Annotated in this window: 14 protein-coding genes; 8 read left to right on the top strand and 6 right to left on the bottom strand. The window is 63.3% G+C overall.

Features of this window, described 5'->3' with window-relative positions:
• Positions 1–129 precede the first annotated feature (129 nt).
• The 4 genes from rpoH to ftsY all read right to left on the bottom strand — a co-directional run bounded on the left by rpoH (position 130) and on the right by ftsY (position 4218).
• The gene (gene rpoH, locus J4E53_RS25435; RefSeq protein ID WP_003177476.1) at positions 130–984 is read right to left on the bottom strand and encodes an RNA polymerase sigma factor RpoH; all 855 of its coding nucleotides are present in this window, start codon (positions 982–984) and stop codon (positions 130–132) included.
• Between the two features lie 113 nt (positions 985–1097).
• Complete coding sequence (gene ftsX / locus J4E53_RS25440) at positions 1098–2120, bottom strand: permease-like cell division protein FtsX (RefSeq protein WP_060740191.1); 1023 nt, start codon at positions 2118–2120, stop codon at positions 1098–1100.
• Entirely contained in the window at positions 2117–2788 is a 672-nt protein-coding gene (gene ftsE / locus J4E53_RS25445) for a cell division ATP-binding protein FtsE (RefSeq protein WP_060740190.1), read from the bottom strand. Before ftsE ends, ftsX begins: the two co-directional genes overlap by 4 nt.
• On the bottom strand, positions 2785–4218 hold the full coding sequence (gene ftsY / locus J4E53_RS25450; RefSeq protein ID WP_103310933.1) for a signal recognition particle-docking protein FtsY: 1434 nt from the start codon (positions 4216–4218) through the stop codon (positions 2785–2787). The genes ftsE and ftsY overlap by 4 nt, the downstream gene beginning before the upstream one ends.
• Before the next feature lie 343 nt (positions 4219–4561).
• Between ftsY and J4E53_RS25455 the strand changes: the two genes are divergently transcribed.
• The 4 genes from J4E53_RS25455 to J4E53_RS25470 are packed head-to-tail and all read left to right on the top strand — an operon-like array spanning position 4562 to position 9041.
• Entirely contained in the window at positions 4562–5917 is a 1356-nt protein-coding gene (locus J4E53_RS25455; RefSeq protein ID WP_060740188.1) for a pitrilysin family protein, read from the top strand.
• Positions 5910–7400 (top strand): pitrilysin family protein, encoded by a 1491-nt coding sequence (locus J4E53_RS25460; RefSeq protein WP_103310932.1) that lies wholly within the window; start codon positions 5910–5912, stop codon positions 7398–7400. The genes J4E53_RS25455 and J4E53_RS25460 overlap by 8 nt, the downstream gene beginning before the upstream one ends.
• A complete protein-coding gene (gene rsmD / locus J4E53_RS25465) occupies positions 7400–8011 on the top strand; it encodes a 16S rRNA (guanine(966)-N(2))-methyltransferase RsmD (protein WP_103310930.1) in 612 nt (203 codons plus the stop codon). Before J4E53_RS25460 ends, rsmD begins: the two co-directional genes overlap by 1 nt.
• A 31-nt stretch (positions 8012–8042) precedes the next feature.
• Positions 8043–9041 carry a hydrolase gene (locus J4E53_RS25470; RefSeq protein WP_103310935.1) on the top strand — a complete coding sequence of 333 codons (999 nt, stop codon included), beginning with the start codon at positions 8043–8045 and terminating at the stop codon, positions 9039–9041.
• 174 nt (positions 9042–9215) lie between these two features.
• On the opposite strand, the gene J4E53_RS25475 is transcribed toward J4E53_RS25470, so the two are convergent.
• Positions 9216–10070, bottom strand: a complete 855-nt coding sequence (locus J4E53_RS25475; RefSeq protein ID WP_103309848.1) for a sulfurtransferase — start codon at positions 10068–10070, stop codon at positions 9216–9218.
• A 33-nt stretch (positions 10071–10103) separates the two neighbouring features.
• Positions 10104–10775 (bottom strand): TetR/AcrR family transcriptional regulator, encoded by a 672-nt coding sequence (locus J4E53_RS25480; RefSeq protein ID WP_060740184.1) that lies wholly within the window; start codon positions 10773–10775, stop codon positions 10104–10106.
• Positions 10776–10923: 148 nt separating this feature from the next.
• On the opposite strand from J4E53_RS25480, the gene J4E53_RS25485 reads away from it, so the two are divergent.
• The 4 genes from J4E53_RS25485 to coaD all read left to right on the top strand — a co-directional run.
• On the top strand, positions 10924–12354 hold the full coding sequence (locus J4E53_RS25485) for a coniferyl aldehyde dehydrogenase (RefSeq protein ID WP_103309850.1): 1431 nt from the start codon (positions 10924–10926) through the stop codon (positions 12352–12354).
• 27 nt (positions 12355–12381) lie between these two features.
• Positions 12382–12927, top strand: a complete 546-nt coding sequence (locus J4E53_RS25490) for a hypothetical protein (RefSeq protein WP_060740182.1) — start codon at positions 12382–12384, stop codon at positions 12925–12927.
• Positions 12928–13075: 148 nt separating this feature from the next.
• Complete coding sequence (locus J4E53_RS25495; RefSeq protein WP_103309851.1) at positions 13076–14671, top strand: GMC family oxidoreductase; 1596 nt, start codon at positions 13076–13078, stop codon at positions 14669–14671.
• A gap of 115 nt (positions 14672–14786) precedes the next feature.
• On the top strand, positions 14787–15265 hold a 479-nt coding region (coaD, locus tag J4E53_RS25500), incomplete at its 3' end, for a pantetheine-phosphate adenylyltransferase (RefSeq protein WP_003177462.1).

Below are 15265 nucleotides of genomic sequence, written 5' to 3' on the forward strand. Positions count from 1 at the left end.
TTGAATGCAATGGCCTCATCGCGAGCAAGCTCGCTCCCACAGAATCAGCAGTGAATTCAAATCATTGGCACAAACAAAAACGCCCCGATCATCACTGATCGGGGCGTTTTTCATGGCTGCTATCGCAGGTCAAGCCGCAATCGACACCTTGAGCTTGTTCATCGCGCTCTTCTCGAGCTGGCGAATCCGCTCGGCCGACACGTTGTACTTCTGCGCCAGGTCGTGCAGCGTGGCTTTTTCCTCGGCCAGCCAGCGCTGGTAGAGGATGTCGCGGCTGCGTTCGTCCAGCACTTCCAGGGCTTCGTGCAGGTTGGTGTTGGAGTTGTCGCTCCAGTCGGCGTCTTCCAGTTGACGCGCCGGGTCATACCGGTGGTCTTCCAGGTAGTTGGCCGGCGATTGGAAAGCGCTGTCGTCGTCCGCTTCGGCGGCCGGGTCGAAAGCCATGTCATGGCCGGTCAGGCGGCTTTCCATCTCGCGCACTTCCCGGGGTTCTACGCCCAGGCTTTCAGCCACGCGGTGGACTTCTTCGTTGTTCAGCCAGGCCAGACGCTTCTTCTGGCTGCGCAGGTTGAAGAACAGCTTGCGCTGGGCCTTGGTGGTCGCGACTTTCACGATGCGCCAGTTGCGCAGGATGAACTCGTGGATTTCCGCCTTGATCCAGTGCACGGCGAACGACACCAGGCGCACACCCATTTCCGGGTTGAAGCGCTTGACCGCCTTCATCAGGCCGACGTTGCCTTCCTGGATCAGGTCGGCCTGGGCCAGCCCGTAGCCGGAATAGCTGCGGGCGATATGTACGACAAAACGCAGGTGGGCGAGCACCATCTGCCGAGCCGCCTCAAGATCCTGCTCATAATAGAGACTCTCGGCCAGTTCACGCTCCTGCTCGGGCGTCAGCAAGGGGATGCTGTTCACCGTGTGCACATAGGCCTCCAGGTTCGCACCCGGGACCAGAGCATAAGCAGGTTGCAAAGAAGTGGTCATACGAAAAAACCTCCGACTCACATAACTCGTGCAGTTCAGCACTGCGAAAATTGACCGGGAACCCAAAGACAAGTTCCCACAAAAACCGAAAGGTCAATACGCGCAAAAAAACACTATTTTGGCGCAAGCTCACGCAAGTGGCGTGCGACCGCAATCCATGCACCGATATAACCCAACAGCACCGCGCCAAGCAAGAGCGACAGACCGTCGGCGACTGGCACTCCGGCCAGCGCAAAATCACTGCCGTACAAACCGGCCAGCCCCACTACCGCATCGTTCAGCCAGTCCAGGCCAAACGCCAATACGCCCCAGGACAGAATCCCCGCACCGAAGCCATACAGCGCCCCCATATAAAGGAAGGGCCTGCGTACATAACTGTCCGTACCGCCGACGAGTTTAATCACTTCTATCTCGGTGCGGCGGTTTTCAATATGAAGACGAATGGTATTGCCTATCACCAAAAGTAATGCAGAAACCAGCAGCACCGTCAGACCGAAGACAAACCGGTCGCCGAGCTTGAGGATCGCCGCAAGACGCTCGACCCAGACTAGATCAAGTTGCGCCTGTTGTACCTTCGGCAACTCGGAAAGTCTTTGTCTTAATGCTTCAAGGGCGGGCTTGTCGACCTCGTTCGGGGTCACCAGCACCACGCCCGGCAGCGGGTTCTCCGGCAGCTCCTTGAGCGCGTCGCCCAGGCCGGACTGTTGCTGGAACTCTTCCAGCGCCTGCTCGCGGCCGATGTACTCGGCTTCGGCCACACCCGGCATCGCCTTGATCTGCTCACCCAATGCCTGGCCTTCGGCGGGACTGGCGTCCATCTGCAGGTAGAGGGAAATCTGCGCCGCGCGCTGCCAGGAACCGCCCAGGCGCTCCACATTATTCAGCAATAATGACAGGCCCATGGGCAGGCTCAAGGCAACCGCCATCACCATGCAGGTAAAGAAGCTGCCGATGGGCTGCTTGCCCAGACGCCGCAGGCTGTCCAGCAGGCTGGCGCGATGGCTTTCGATCCAGGCGCGCAGCAGCGTGGCGAAGTCCGGGCCGTCGTCATCGTCGCGCTTTTTCTTTTGCGGCTGCGGATCGGAGGCCTTCGGGGCCACGCGTTCGGCCACTTTCGGGCTGCGAGTAGCACTCATGCGCCAGCCTCCCCGTCACCGATCAATCGACCGCGTTGCAAGGTGAGCATGCGGTGACGCATGCGGGCGATCAGGGCCAGGTCGTGACTGGCGATCAGCACACTGGTGCCCAGGCGGTTGATGTCTTCGAACACGCCCATGATTTCCGCCGCCAGGCGCGGGTCGAGGTTACCGGTGGGCTCGTCCGCCAGCAGCAAGGCTGGGCGATGGACGATGGCGCGGGCGATGCCGACGCGTTGTTGCTGGCCGGTAGAGAGGTCGCCCGGGTACAGGTCGGTCTTGTCCGACAGGGCCACGCGCTCCAGGGCCGAGTCCACCCGCTTGATGATCTCGGCCTTGGACAGGCCAAGGATCTGCAACGGCAACGCCACGTTGTTGAACACGGTACGGTCGAACAGCAACTGGTGATTCTGGAACACCACGCCGATCTGCCGCCGCAGGTAGGGGATCTGGGCATTGCTGATGGTGCTCAGGTCCTGGCCGGCCAGCAGCAGTTTGCCGGTGGAAGGCCGCTCCATCGCCAGCAACAGGCGCAGCAAGGTGCTTTTACCGGCGCCGGAATGGCCGGTGACAAACAGAAACTCGCCCCGACGGACCCGAAAGCTCAGCTCATGCAAGCCGACGTGACCGTTCGGATAGCGTTTACCGACCTGTTCGAAACGAATCATGGATGCTCCCGTTCGGCAAACAGTGCCTGGACAAAGGGCTCGGCCTCAAAGGTGCGCAAGTCGTCGATGCCTTCGCCCACGCCGATGTAGCGAATGGGCAGGCCGAACTGCTTGGCCAGGGCGAAAATCACCCCGCCCTTGGCGGTGCCGTCGAGCTTGGTCAGGGCCAGCCCGGTCAGTTCGACGGTCTGGTTGAATTGCTTGGCCTGGTTGATGGCGTTCTGGCCGGTACCGGCGTCCAGCACCAGCAGCACTTCGTGGGGCGCGTCGGCGTCGAGCTTGCCGATCACCCGGCGCACCTTCTTCAATTCTTCCATCAGGTTGTCTTTGGTGTGCAGGCGACCGGCGGTGTCGGCGATCAGTACATCGATGCCACGGGCCTTGGCCGCCTGCACAGCGTCGAAGATCACCGAAGCGGAGTCGGCGCCGGTGTGCTGGGCGATCACCGGGATCTTGTTGCGCTCGCCCCACACTTGCAGTTGTTCGACCGCGGCGGCGCGGAAGGTGTCGCCGGCGGCGAGCATGACTTTCTTGCCTTCGAGTTGCAGCTTCTTGGCCAGCTTGCCGATGGTGGTGGTCTTGCCGGCGCCATTGACGCCAACGACCAGGATCACGAATGGCTTGTTCTGCGAGGCGATCACCAGCGGCTTTTCCACCGGCTTGAGCAGGCTGGTCAGCTCGCCCTGCAGGGATTTGTACAGGGCGTCGGCGTCGGTCAGCTGCTTGCGTGCGACCTTCTGGGTCAGGCTCTGGATGATCACCGAGGTGGCCTCGACGCCGACATCGGCGGTCAGCAGGCGGGTTTCGATGTCCTCCAGCAATTCGTCGTCGATGACTTTCTTGCCCAGGAACAGGCTGGCCATGCCTTCGCCGATGCTGGCGCTGGTCTTGGACAAGCCCTGCTTGAGGCGGGCGAAGAAGCCGACCTTGTTTTCCTCGGCGCTACGGACGGGCTCGACGGGGGCCATGGTTTCCAGCACGGCAGGTGCCGGCTCGGGGGCGGCAGGCGCAACCACGGGTGCAACGACGGCGGCTGGCGGTTCAATGACAGCTTCGACGACTGGCGCCTCGACAACCTGTGTCGGCGCTGGAATCGGCGGGGTGATATGGGGCGTGGTTTCCTCGACCAGCGCGACGGGCTCTTCCGCCACCGGCAAGGTCAGCCAGGGCGTTTGCTCGGCGGGCGGGGTCAGCGGCTGCTCGGCCATCGGCTCGGCAACGGGCTCAGGCTCGACCGGTTGCAGCACCGGCTCGGCGATCGGCAGGACAATGGGCGCGGCCTCTTCGGCCACTGCCTCGGCGGCGGGCTCAGGCAGCGCTTGCGGCTGTTCGACGACGGTATCCTGCGGCTTCTTGCGCAGCCATCCGAACAGGCCTTTTTTCTCGCCAGCCGCGGCTGGGGTCTTCTTGTCGTCGTTGGAACCAAACATGGAGGACGGCTATCTCACGGTAGCGACGCGCCACGAGGGCGCCTCGGTGATAAATATTCAATGCTGAACAGACTGCGTTTCATCCAGCTTGTTCACGCGCAACATTTTGTCGAAGCGTCCCAGGACGCCTCAAAGTCGATTTTTTCGAAGGACTGGTACGGCATCATCTGCGAAAACGCCGGGATCAACGAGAAAACCCGGGGTTTCTCCGCAGAACCCAGACAACCCCGGGCCGATAAAAGGCCCGATAGGCGTGGCCGCCAGTAAAACGGATCAGTATCCTAGCACCTCCTCGCCTGCCGAGGCTAAGACCTAGCAGGCAACCCAACAGGTTTAAACACGAATGAATGCTCTTGCCCGCCGCGCCGCAGGCCTGCTGCTCAGCACAGTTTGTCTGCCTCTTTCAGCCCTGGCTGCCGACCCACAACCCACCCATGAATTCACCCTCGACAACGGCCTGAAGGTCGTCGTGCGCGAAGACCATCGTGCGCCGGTGGTGGTGTCCCAGGTCTGGTACAAGGTCGGTTCCAGCTACGAAACGCCAGGCCAGACCGGTTTGTCCCACGCCCTTGAGCACATGATGTTCAAGGGCAGTGAAAAAGTCGGCCCCGGCGAAGCGTCGCTGATCCTGCGCGACCTCGGTGCCGAAGAGAACGCCTTCACCAGCGACGACTTCACCGCCTACTACCAGGTGCTGGCCCGCGACCGCCTGGGCGTGGCCTTCGAACTGGAAGCCGACCGCATGGCCAGCCTGCGCCTGCCGCCGGAGGAATTCAGCCGCGAAATCGAGGTGATCAAGGAAGAGCGCCGCATGCGCACCGACGACAAGCCCATGTCCAAGGCCTACGAGCGCTTCCAGGCCATGGCTTACCCGGCCAGCGGCTACCACACGCCGACCATCGGCTGGATGGCCGACCTGGACCGGATGACCGTCGAGGAACTGCGTCACTGGTACGAGTCCTGGTACACCCCGAACAACGCGACCCTGGTGGTGGTTGGCGACGTGACGCCGGAGGAGGTCAAATCCCTGGCCCAGCGTTATTTCGGCCCGATTGCCCGGCGCGCGGTGCCGGTCGCGAAAATCCCCCTGGAACTGGCCGAACCCGGCGAACGCCAGATCACCTTGCACGTGCAGACCCAACTGCCCAGCGTGATGCTGGCCTTCAACGTGCCGAGCATCGCCACCGCGACGGACAAGGCGTCGGTCAACGCGTTGCGGCTGATCTCGGCCCTGCTGGATGGCGGCTACAGCGGCCGGATCCCGACCCAACTGGAGCGCGGCGAAGAATTGGTGTCCGGCGGCTCGTCGAGCTACGACGCCTTCACCCGCGGCGACTCGTTGTTCACCTTGTCGGCGACGCCCAACACGCAGAAAAACAAAACCCTCGCCCAGGCAGAAGCAGGTTTGTGGCGCTTGCTTGAGCAGTTGAAAACCACCGCCCCGACCGCCGACGAACTGGAACGCGTGCGCGCCCAGGTCATCGCCGGCCTGGTGTATGAGCGCGACTCGATCACCAGCCAGGCCACCGCCATCGGCCAGCTGGAAACCGTCGGCTTGTCCTGGAAGCTGATGGACACCGAACTCGCCGAACTGCAAAGCGTGACCCCGCAAGACATCCAGAAGGCAGCCCAGCTGTATTTCACCCGCTCGCGCCTGAGCGTTGCGCACGTCCTGCCCGAGGAGAAAGCTCATGAATGAGCGCAAATCATCGCGTCTGGTGCCGATCGGCCTGGTATTGATCGCCCTGGCCGGCGCCCTGGCCTTTTACCTGTCGCCGTCCAGCGACTCCAACGCCAGCCAGGCATTGGACAAGGCCAAGTCCGGCAACAAGCTGCAATCCCTGGCCGAACTGAACGACAAGGCCCCCAGTCGGCGCCAGCTCGACGTGCAAACCTGGACAACCGCTGGCGGCGCCAAGGTGCTGTTCGTCGAAGCCCGGGAATTGCCGATGTTCGACCTGCGCCTGACCTTCGCCGCCGGCAGCAGCCAGGACGGCGACGCCCCCGGCCTCGCCCTGCTGACCAACGCCATGCTCAACGAAGGCGTGGCCGGCAAGGACGTCAGCGCCATCGCCCAAGGTTTCGAAAGCCTCGGCGCGGACTTCGGCAACGGCGCCTATCGGGACATGGCCGTGGCGTCCCTGCGCAGTCTCAGCGCCGCCGACAAGCGTGAGCCGGCATTGAAGCTGTTCGCCGAAGTCGTCGGCAAACCGACCTTCCCCGCCGACTCCTTCGCCCGAATCAAGAACCAGATGCTCGCCGGCTTCGAGTACCAGAAGCAGAACCCCGGCAAACTGGCGGGCCTGGAACTGATGAAGCGCCTCTACGGCGAGCATCCTTATGCCCATTCCAGCGACGGCACCGCCGACAGTATTCCACCGATCACCCTGGCCCAGGCCCGGGCGTTCCACGCCAAGGCCTATGCCGCCGGCAACGCAGTGATTGCACTGGTGGGGGACTTGTCCCGCGCCGAAGCCGAAGCGATTGCCAGCCAGGTCGCCGCCGCGCTGCCCAAAGGCCCGGCCCTGGCGAAAACCCCGGCACCGGTGGAACCGAAGGCGAGCATCGGCCACATCGAGTTCCCGTCCAAGCAGACCAACCTGATGCTCGCGCAACTGGGCATCGACCGCGACGATCCGGACTATGCCGCGGTGTCCCTGGGCAACCAGATCCTCGGCGGCGGTGGCTTCGGCACGCGGTTGATGACTGAAGTCCGTGAAAAACGCGGCCTGACCTACGGCGTGTATTCCGGCTTTACGGCGATGCAGGCCCGCGGCCCGTTCATGATCAACCTGCAGACCCGTGCCGAGATGAGCGAAGGCACCTTGAAACTGGTGCAGGACGTGTTCGCCGACTACCTCAAGAACGGTCCGACCCAGAAAGAACTCGATGACGCCAAGCGTGAGTTGGCGGGCAGCTTCCCGCTGTCCACCGCCAGCAATGCCGACATCGTCGGCCAGCTTGGCGCCATGGGGTTCTATGACTTGCCGCTCAGCTACCTGGAAGATTTCATGCGCCAGTCCCAGGAACTGACGGTCGAGCAGGTCAAGGCCGCGCTGAACAAACACCTGAGCACTGACAAAATGGTCATCGTCACCGCCGGCCCGAGCGTGCCGCAAAAGCCGTTGCCGCCCCCTACTGACAAACCTGCCGAGCAGCCGCTCGGGGTTCCGGAGCACTAATGGCCCGCCCATCGAATTCCAGCAAGAAACCCGTGCATAACGGTGTGAACCAGTTGCGCATCATCGGCGGCGAATGGCGCAGCCGGCGCCTGAGCTTCCCGGATGCCCCGGGGTTGCGCCCCACCCCGGACCGCGTGCGGGAAACCCTGTTCAACTGGCTCGCGCCCTATGTGGCAGGCGCTCGGGTACTCGACCCGTTCGCCGGCAGCGGCGCACTGTTTCTCGAGGCCCTGTCCCGTGGCGCCGCCATGGGCCAGGCGCTGGATGCCAGCAACCTGGCGGTCTCCAGCCTCAAGGAACACCTGGGCACCCTGCGTTGCACCGTCGGTCAGGTGCAGACCGCCGACGCGCTGCGCTACCTGGACAGCCAACCGGCAACGCCTTTCGACCTGGTGTTCCTGGACCCTCCTTTCAACCAGAACCTGTTGCCGACGGTCTGCGCCTTGCTCGAGGAGCGTCACTGGCTGGCCGAGGATGCCTGGGTCTACACTGAAAGCGAGACTGCCCCGTCCACCCTGGGCTTGCCGGGCAACTGGCGCTTGCACCGCGAGCAGAAATCCGGACGGGTGTACTACGCGTTGTGGCAGCGTTTGCCAAAGGACATGGGCTGAACGGCTGACCAGTGCATCGAGAATAATAATGATGTCCGCCGCATCTGAACGTTTCGTCCCTGCCCCGGGCCTTGGCAACCCGCACCTGCAAACCTTGTGGGGCCCCTTGTGGCGCCAGACCACCCACATCGAGCGTCAACGCGAGCGCCTGTGGCTGGAAGACGGTGATTTCCTCGACCTCGACTGGCACGGCCCCCACAGCGCCGAGGCACCACTGGTGCTGGTGCTGCACGGGCTGACCGGCTCTTCCAACTCGCCTTACGTGGCCGGGTTGCAGCAGGCGCTCGGTCGCCAGGGCTGGGCCAGCGCGGCCTTGAACTGGCGCGGCTGCTCGGGCGAGCCGAACCTGTTGCCCCGCAGTTATCATTCGGGCGTCAGCGAAGACCTGGCCGCCGCCATCACTCACTTGCGCGCCAGGCGGCCCTTGGCGCCGCTGTTTGCGGTGGGTTATTCACTGGGCGGCAATGTGTTGCTCAAGCACTTGGGCGAAGCCGGCCGCGACAGCCAGTTGCAAGGGGCCGTGGCGGTCTCGGTACCGTTTCGCCTCGACCAGTGCGCCGATCGCATCGGCCAGGGATTTTCCAAGTTCTACCAGGCGCACTTCATGCGACAGATGGTGGCCTATGTGCGCAACAAGCAACGCCAGTTCCAGCACGACGGACGCCACGAAGGCCTGGCGACCCTGGCGGCCCTTGGCCCGCTGGAAAACATGCGCACCTTCTGGGACTTTGACGGCCGGGTGACCGCGCCGCTGCACGGGTTCTCCGATGCCGCGGACTATTACCGCCGCGCCTCCAGCCGTTATTTCATGGCGAGCATCAGCACGCCGACCCTGGTCATCCAGGCCGCCGACGATCCTTTTGTGTTTCCCCACAGCCTGCCCGAGCCCGGCGAGTTATCCACCTCGACCCGACTTGAACTGCACGCCCGGGGCGGGCATGTCGGGTTTGTCGACGGAACCCTGCGCCGCCCAGGGTATTACCTGGAGCGGCGGATTCCCGATTGGCTGGCCGGCCTGAGGCGCGGCTGACCATTTGCAGACAACACAAATCCCCTGTGGGAGGTGTTCACCGGTTCAGCGTTCACCAAGAATCCCCTGTGGGAGCGAGCTTGCTCGCGATAGCGGCGGGACAGCGACATTGAAATTGCCTGGCACACCGTCATCGCGAGCAAGCTCGCTCCCACATTGGTTTTTTGGGGTGAGCTATTCGTCCTTCGCCACGCCCCGCTGGGGATCATTGATCCACTCACTCCACGAGCCGGCATACAGCCTTCCCAAGGGATACCCTGCCAGGCACAAGGCGAACAGGTTATGGCACGCCGTCACGCCGGAGCCGCAGTACGCCACCAGTTCGGTGGGCGAGCGCTCGCCCAGTTTTTCGGCGAAGCGTTGCTTGAGCTGGGCGGCCGGCAAGAAGCGTCCATCGGCGCCCAGGTTGTCGGTGAACGCTGCGCACTGGGCGCCCGGGATATGCCCGGCCACCGGGTCGATCGGCTCGACTTCGCCCTTGAAGCGCGGCAACGCCCGGGCATCCAGCAGGGTCATGGCCGATTCGCCGAGGCGTTGTTGCAGCGCTTGCGCATTGATCAACAAGCTCGCATCCGGCGCCCCCGTGAAACTTCCACGGCTGTGCTGCGGCGGATCCAGGCTCAACGGCAAGCCAGCGGCATGCCAGGCCTTGAGCCCACCGTCGAGGATGGACACGCCATCACGCTTGCCCAGCCAGGCCAGCAACCACCAGGCCCGCGCGGCATAAGCGCCAGGGCCGTCGTCGTACAGCACGACGTCGCTGTCGTTATCGAGCCCCCAAGCCCTGAGGCGCTCGATCAAGGCCTCGGGCTCGGGCAGCGGATGGCGCCCGGTCACGCCTCTGGTCACCGGCCCGCTCAGGTCGCGCTCAAGGTCCGCGAACGACGCCCCGGCAATGTGGCCCTCGGCATAACTGCGTTGACCGTAATCCGGGTCTTCCAGGGCAAAACGACAATCGAGGATGACCAGCCCGGGCCGTGATCGCCGCTGTTCGAGGGCTTCGGGGCTGATGAGTTGCGCGATGGGCATGGTGAGCTCCTGTGGCTAAGTCGGGGATCGATCCTACTGCCCTTCCTCCAGGGTCTGGGCCAGGGGGACGTAATATTCCTTGAACAGTGCATCCACCGCTTCGCGGGCCTGATCGGTCACGAAACCGGCTTCCAGCACCAGTACCTGATAGACGCCGCGCTTGATGGCCTGCTCACTCAGGTGACTGAAATTTTCCCGCGTGGTGCACAGGAACCGCACCCAGGACGTGAGAATGATCCAGGCGTTGAGGGTCAGGGACTCGATCTGCACCCGGTCCATCTTCAGGATGCCGGCGGCAACGAAACCTTCGTAGATCGCGGTGCCGTGGATCAGGCAGCGCTGGGAAAACCGACGATAGCGGGCCGCAAGGTCCGGATCGCTGTCGAGCAGATGCTCCAGGTCCCGATGCAGGAAGCGATAGCGCCACATGGCCGCCAGCAGCTCCTGCAGGTAGAAGCGCTTGTCATCCACCGTGGCCGCCCGGCCCTGGGGCGGACGCAGGAAGCTGTCCACCAGGTTCTCGTATTCACTGAACAGCACGGCGATGATCGCCTGCTTGTTGGGGAAGTGGTAATAGAGGTTGCCCGGGGACATGTCCATGTGGGCGGCGATGTGATTGGTGCTGACGCTGCGCTCACCCTGTTGGTTGAACAGCTCGAGGCTGTTTTGCACGATGCGCTCGCTGGTTTTCATTCGTGGGGCCATGGTTTGGGCTTTAATTCGACGAAGGCATTGATCGGCATCTTACGACCTATCGGTCACAGGAAAAACCCACAGCCGTTGCGGATGCCATTGACTTTCTAGAGTATAAGCTCTAGAAAACACCCACTCTAATAATATCCGGTGCCTGACGATGCCTGCCGACGTTGCCTACCTGCACGAGTCTCAACAACAACTGGACGAGCTGCGGTCGCTCTTCGATGCCCAGCGCCAGGCCTACGCTGCCCACCCAATGCCACCGGCCGAACAGCGCCGGCAATGGCTCAAGGCACTGCGCGAGGTATTGAGCAACGAACGACAAGCCTTGATCGACGCCATCAGCCAGGATTTCAGCCACCGCAGCGCCGACGAAACTCTGTTGGCCGAGCTGATGCCCAGCCTGCACGGCATCCATTACGCCAGCCGACACCTCCAGGGCTGGATGAAACCCTCCCGACGCAAGGTGGGCATGGCCTTTCAACCGGCCTCAGCCAAAGTGATCTATCAGCCGTTGGGCGTGGTCGGGGTCATCGTGCCGTGGAACTACCCGCTGTTCCTGGCCATCGGGCCGTTGGTCGGGGCGTTGGCGGCGGGCAATCGGGTGATGCTCAAGCTCAGCGAATCGACACCGGCGACCGGCTTGCTGCTCAAGCAACTGCTCGCCCGGGTCTTCCCCCAGGACCTGGTGTGCGTGGTGCTCGGCGAGGCGGAGGTCGGCATGGCGTTTTCCAAGTTGCCCTTCGATCACCTGTTGTTCACCGGCGCCACCAGCATCGGCAAGCATGTCATGCGGGCCGCTGCTGAAAACCTGACCCCGGTCACCCTGGAGCTGGGTGGGAAATCGCCGGCCATCGTGTCGGTCGATGTACCCATCAAGGACGCCGCCGAACGCATTGCCTTCGGCAAAACCCTGAATGCCGGGCAAACCTGTGTCGCCCCGGACTATGTGCTGGTGCCGCAGAACCGCGTCGGTGAATTCGTCGAAGCGTATCGCGAGGCGGTTCGCGGGTTTTATCCGACCCTGGCGGACAACCCGGACTACACCGCCATCATCAACGAACGACAACTGGCGCGGCTCAATGGCTACATCAGCGACGCCACCGGCAAGGGCGCGTTGCTGATCGAGCTGTTCGAGCAAGGCCAGGGTCGCCGCATGGCCCACAGCCTGCTGCTCAACGTCAACGATGAGATGACCGTCATGCAAGACGAGATCTTCGGCCCACTGTTGCCCATCGTGCCCTATGACCATCTGGACCAGGCGTTTGCCTACATCAATCAGCGACCCCGCCCGCTGGCGCTCTACTACTTCGGCTACAACAAGGCCGAACAGCATCGCGTGCTCCACGAAACCCATTCCGGCGGCGTCTGCCTGAACGACACGCTGTTGCATGTCGCCCAGGATGACATGCCGTTCGGCGGCATCGGGCCCTCGGGAATGGGGCATTACCACGGGCATGAGGGCTTCCTGACCTTCAGCAAAGCCAAGGGCGTGCTGACCAAACAGCGATTCAACGCGGCGAAGCTGATTTATCCGCCCTACGGCAAACCCTTGCAGAAACTGATTCAGAAGCTGTTTGTCCGCTGACGCGTGTCTGCCCGGGTAATCACAATCATGAACGCCAGCCTCACCGATACCCCCGCGCTGTCACGGCGCGGCCTGCTGAAATTCAGCCTCGGCGCCAGCGCCTTCCTGGCCACCGTCGGGCTGGGCGCCAGCCTGAGCGGCTGCTCGCCAAGCCAGCCGGCCGCCGGTCTGACGGCCCTGCGCGACAGCGACCTGGCGTTTTTACGCGCCGTCATCCCTGTGATGCTGGACGGCGCAGTGGCCGTCGGGCAGATCCCTGCCGCCATTGACGCGACCCTGGGCAGCCTCGACAGAAGCCTGGCCCACTTGTCCCCCGCCATGCTCAAGCTCCTGCACCAGCTGTTCGATGTGCTCACGCTGGGCGTTACCCGCGGGCCACTGACCGGGGTCTGGGGGGCGTGGGAAAACGCCAGCGCCGATGACATCCGCCAGTTCCTCGCGCGGTGGGAAAACAGTTCGCTGGATCTGCTACAGCAAGGTCACTGCTCGTTGCTGCAATTGGTGATGATGGCCTGGTACACCCAATCCGAAGCCTGGGCGCATTGCGGGTATCCGGGGCCACCAACGGTTTGAAAACCAGAACCAACCCCTGTGGGAGCGGGCTTGCTCGCGATAGCGTCACATCAGCCACCTATCGATTGACTGATATACCGCTATCGCGAGCAAGCTCGCTCCCACAAGGGGTCTATCGCTACCTCAAAACAATAAGAGAGCCCAGAACATGCCCGTACCCGATCCCTTCCGCGAAGGCCTGGCCCGTGGCTGGACCACCCACAACGGCGCGCAGTTGACCGAGGACCTGACCCTGGAAGCCGACGTGGCAATCATCGGCAGCGGTGCCGGTGGCGGCACCACGGCGGAAATCCTCAGTGCTGCCGGCTACCGGGTGTTGCTGATCGAGGAAGGGCCGCTCAAGACCAGCCATGACTTCAAGCTGCTCGAAGACCAGGCCTACAGCAGCCTGTACCAGGAAGGCCTCGGGCGCATGAGCAAGGACGGCGCCATCACCATCCTCCAGGGCCGGGCCGTCGGTGGCACCACGCTGATCAATTGGACCTCCAGCTTCCGCACGCCCGACCAGACCCTCGATCACTGGGCTGCCGAGCACAACGTCAAGGGCCACGGCCGTGCTGAAATGGCGCCCTGGTTTGCACAGATGGAACAACGCCTGGGCGTGGCGCCGTGGCTGGTTCCGCCCAACGCCAACAACGACGTGATCCGCAAAGGCTGTGAACAATTGGGCTACGCCTGGCACGTCATCCCGCGTAACGTGCGCGGCTGCTGGAACCTGGGCTATTGCGGCATGGGCTGCCCGACCAACGCCAAGCAGTCGATGCTGGTCACCACCATCCCGGCCACCCTGGACAAGGGTGGCGCGCTGCTTTACCTGGCGCGGGCCGAACGCCTGACGATCAAGAACGATGCCGTTGCCGGCCTCGAGTGCCAGGCCATGGACGAGCGCTGCGTGGCGCCCACCGGGCGGCGCATCACCGTCAAGGCACGGCACTACGTGCTGGCGGGCGGCGGCATCAACAGCCCCGGCCTGCTGTTGCGCTCCGCTGCGCCAGACCCGCACGAACGTGTGGGCAAACGCACCTTCCTGCACTTGGTGAACATGTCCGCCGGGCAATTCGACGAGGTCATCAACCCGTTCTACGGTGCGCCGCAATCGATTTATTCGGATCATTTCCAATGGCAGGATGGGACCACTGGCAAGATGTCCTACAAGCTCGAAGTCCCGCCCTTGCACCCGGCGCTCGCCGCCACGCTGTTGGGCGGGTTCGGCCCCGAGAACGCCTTGCACATGTCCCGGCTGCCTCACACTCACGCCATGCTGGCGCTGCTGCGCGACGGTTTTCACCCGGACAGCCCCGGCGGCCGCGTCGAGTTGCGCAGCGACGGCACGCCGGTGCTCGACTACCCCGTTTCGCCGTATACCTGGGACGGCTTGCGCCGGGCCTTCCACAGCATGGCCGAAATACAGTTCGCCGGCGGCGCCAAGGCGGTCATGCCCCTGCACAGCGACGCCCGCTACGTGAAGACCCTGGCCGAGGCCCGCACGCTGATCGACGGACTCGACCTGGCCTTGTACCGCACGCGCCTGGGCAGTGCCCACGTGATGGGTGGCTGCGCCATGGGTGAAGACCCGAAAACCGCCGTCACCGACAGCCTGGGTCGCCATCACCAACTGGGCAACCTGTCGATCCATGACGGCTCGCTGTTCCCCACCAGCATCGGCGCCAACCCGCAATTATCGGTGTACGGGCTGACCGCACAATTGGCGACAGCCCTGGCCGAACGCCTGAAAAACCCATGAATATCCGGATTATTCGCAGCGTCTATAGTGCTTTCTTATCCAACAGCCGACTTGGCCGACCGAGAAGGCTGCGATACCATCCGACTCCCCAACGGACTCCCGCCAGGACGACGCGATGAACCGAGTGTTGTACCCAGGTACCTTCGACCCTATTACCAAGGGCCATGGCGATCTGGTCGAACGCGCCGCGCGCCTGTTCGACCACGTGATCATTGCCGTCGCCGCCAGCCCGAAGAAGAACCCGCTGTTCCCGCTGGAGCAACGTGTGGAGCTGGCCCGCGAGGTCACCAAGCACCTGCCCAACGTGGAAGTGGTCGGCTTCTCGACGCTGTTGGCCCACTTCGCCAAGGAAAAGAACGCCAATGTGTTCCTGCGCGGCCTGCGTGCGGTCTCGGACTTCGAGTACGAGTTCCAACTGGCCAACATGAACCGCCAATTGGCACCGGACGTCGAGAGCCTGTTCCTGACGCCGTCGGAGCGCTACTCCTTCATTTCCTCGACCCTGGTCCGGGAAATTGCGGCGTTGGGCGGTGATATCACCAAGTTTGTCCACCCGGCCGTGGCCGATGCGCTGACCCTGCGCTTCAAGAAATG

The sequence above is a fragment of the Pseudomonas sp. FW305-28 genome, assembly GCF_017351395.1.
GTDB classification, from domain to species: domain Bacteria; phylum Pseudomonadota; class Gammaproteobacteria; order Pseudomonadales; family Pseudomonadaceae; genus Aquipseudomonas; species Aquipseudomonas fluorescens_AA.

What these genes read in the sequence shown, in the direction of transcription:
- rpoH (WP_003177476.1), bottom strand. Translation starts at nt 984, where the DNA reads ATGACCACTTCTTTGCAACCTGCTTATGCTCTGGTCCCGGGTGCGAAC.
- ftsX (WP_060740191.1), bottom strand. Translation starts at nt 2,120, where the DNA reads ATGAGTGCTACTCGCAGCCCGAAAGTGGCCGAACGCGTGGCCCCGAAG.
- ftsE (WP_060740190.1), bottom strand. Translation starts at nt 2,788, where the DNA reads ATGATTCGTTTCGAACAGGTCGGTAAACGCTATCCGAACGGTCACGTC.
- ftsY (WP_103310933.1), bottom strand. Translation starts at nt 4,218, where the DNA reads ATGTTTGGTTCCAACGACGACAAGAAGACCCCAGCCGCGGCTGGCGAG.
- J4E53_RS25455 (WP_060740188.1), top strand. Translation starts at nt 4,562, where the DNA reads ATGAATGCTCTTGCCCGCCGCGCCGCAGGCCTGCTGCTCAGCACAGTT.
- J4E53_RS25460 (WP_103310932.1), top strand. Translation starts at nt 5,910, where the DNA reads ATGAATGAGCGCAAATCATCGCGTCTGGTGCCGATCGGCCTGGTATTG.
- rsmD (WP_103310930.1), top strand. Translation starts at nt 7,400, where the DNA reads ATGGCCCGCCCATCGAATTCCAGCAAGAAACCCGTGCATAACGGTGTG.
- J4E53_RS25470 (WP_103310935.1), top strand. Translation starts at nt 8,043, where the DNA reads ATGTCCGCCGCATCTGAACGTTTCGTCCCTGCCCCGGGCCTTGGCAAC.
- J4E53_RS25475 (WP_103309848.1), bottom strand. Translation starts at nt 10,070, where the DNA reads ATGCCCATCGCGCAACTCATCAGCCCCGAAGCCCTCGAACAGCGGCGA.
- J4E53_RS25480 (WP_060740184.1), bottom strand. Translation starts at nt 10,775, where the DNA reads ATGGCCCCACGAATGAAAACCAGCGAGCGCATCGTGCAAAACAGCCTC.
- J4E53_RS25485 (WP_103309850.1), top strand. Translation starts at nt 10,924, where the DNA reads ATGCCTGCCGACGTTGCCTACCTGCACGAGTCTCAACAACAACTGGAC.
- J4E53_RS25490 (WP_060740182.1), top strand. Translation starts at nt 12,382, where the DNA reads ATGAACGCCAGCCTCACCGATACCCCCGCGCTGTCACGGCGCGGCCTG.
- J4E53_RS25495 (WP_103309851.1), top strand. Translation starts at nt 13,076, where the DNA reads ATGCCCGTACCCGATCCCTTCCGCGAAGGCCTGGCCCGTGGCTGGACC.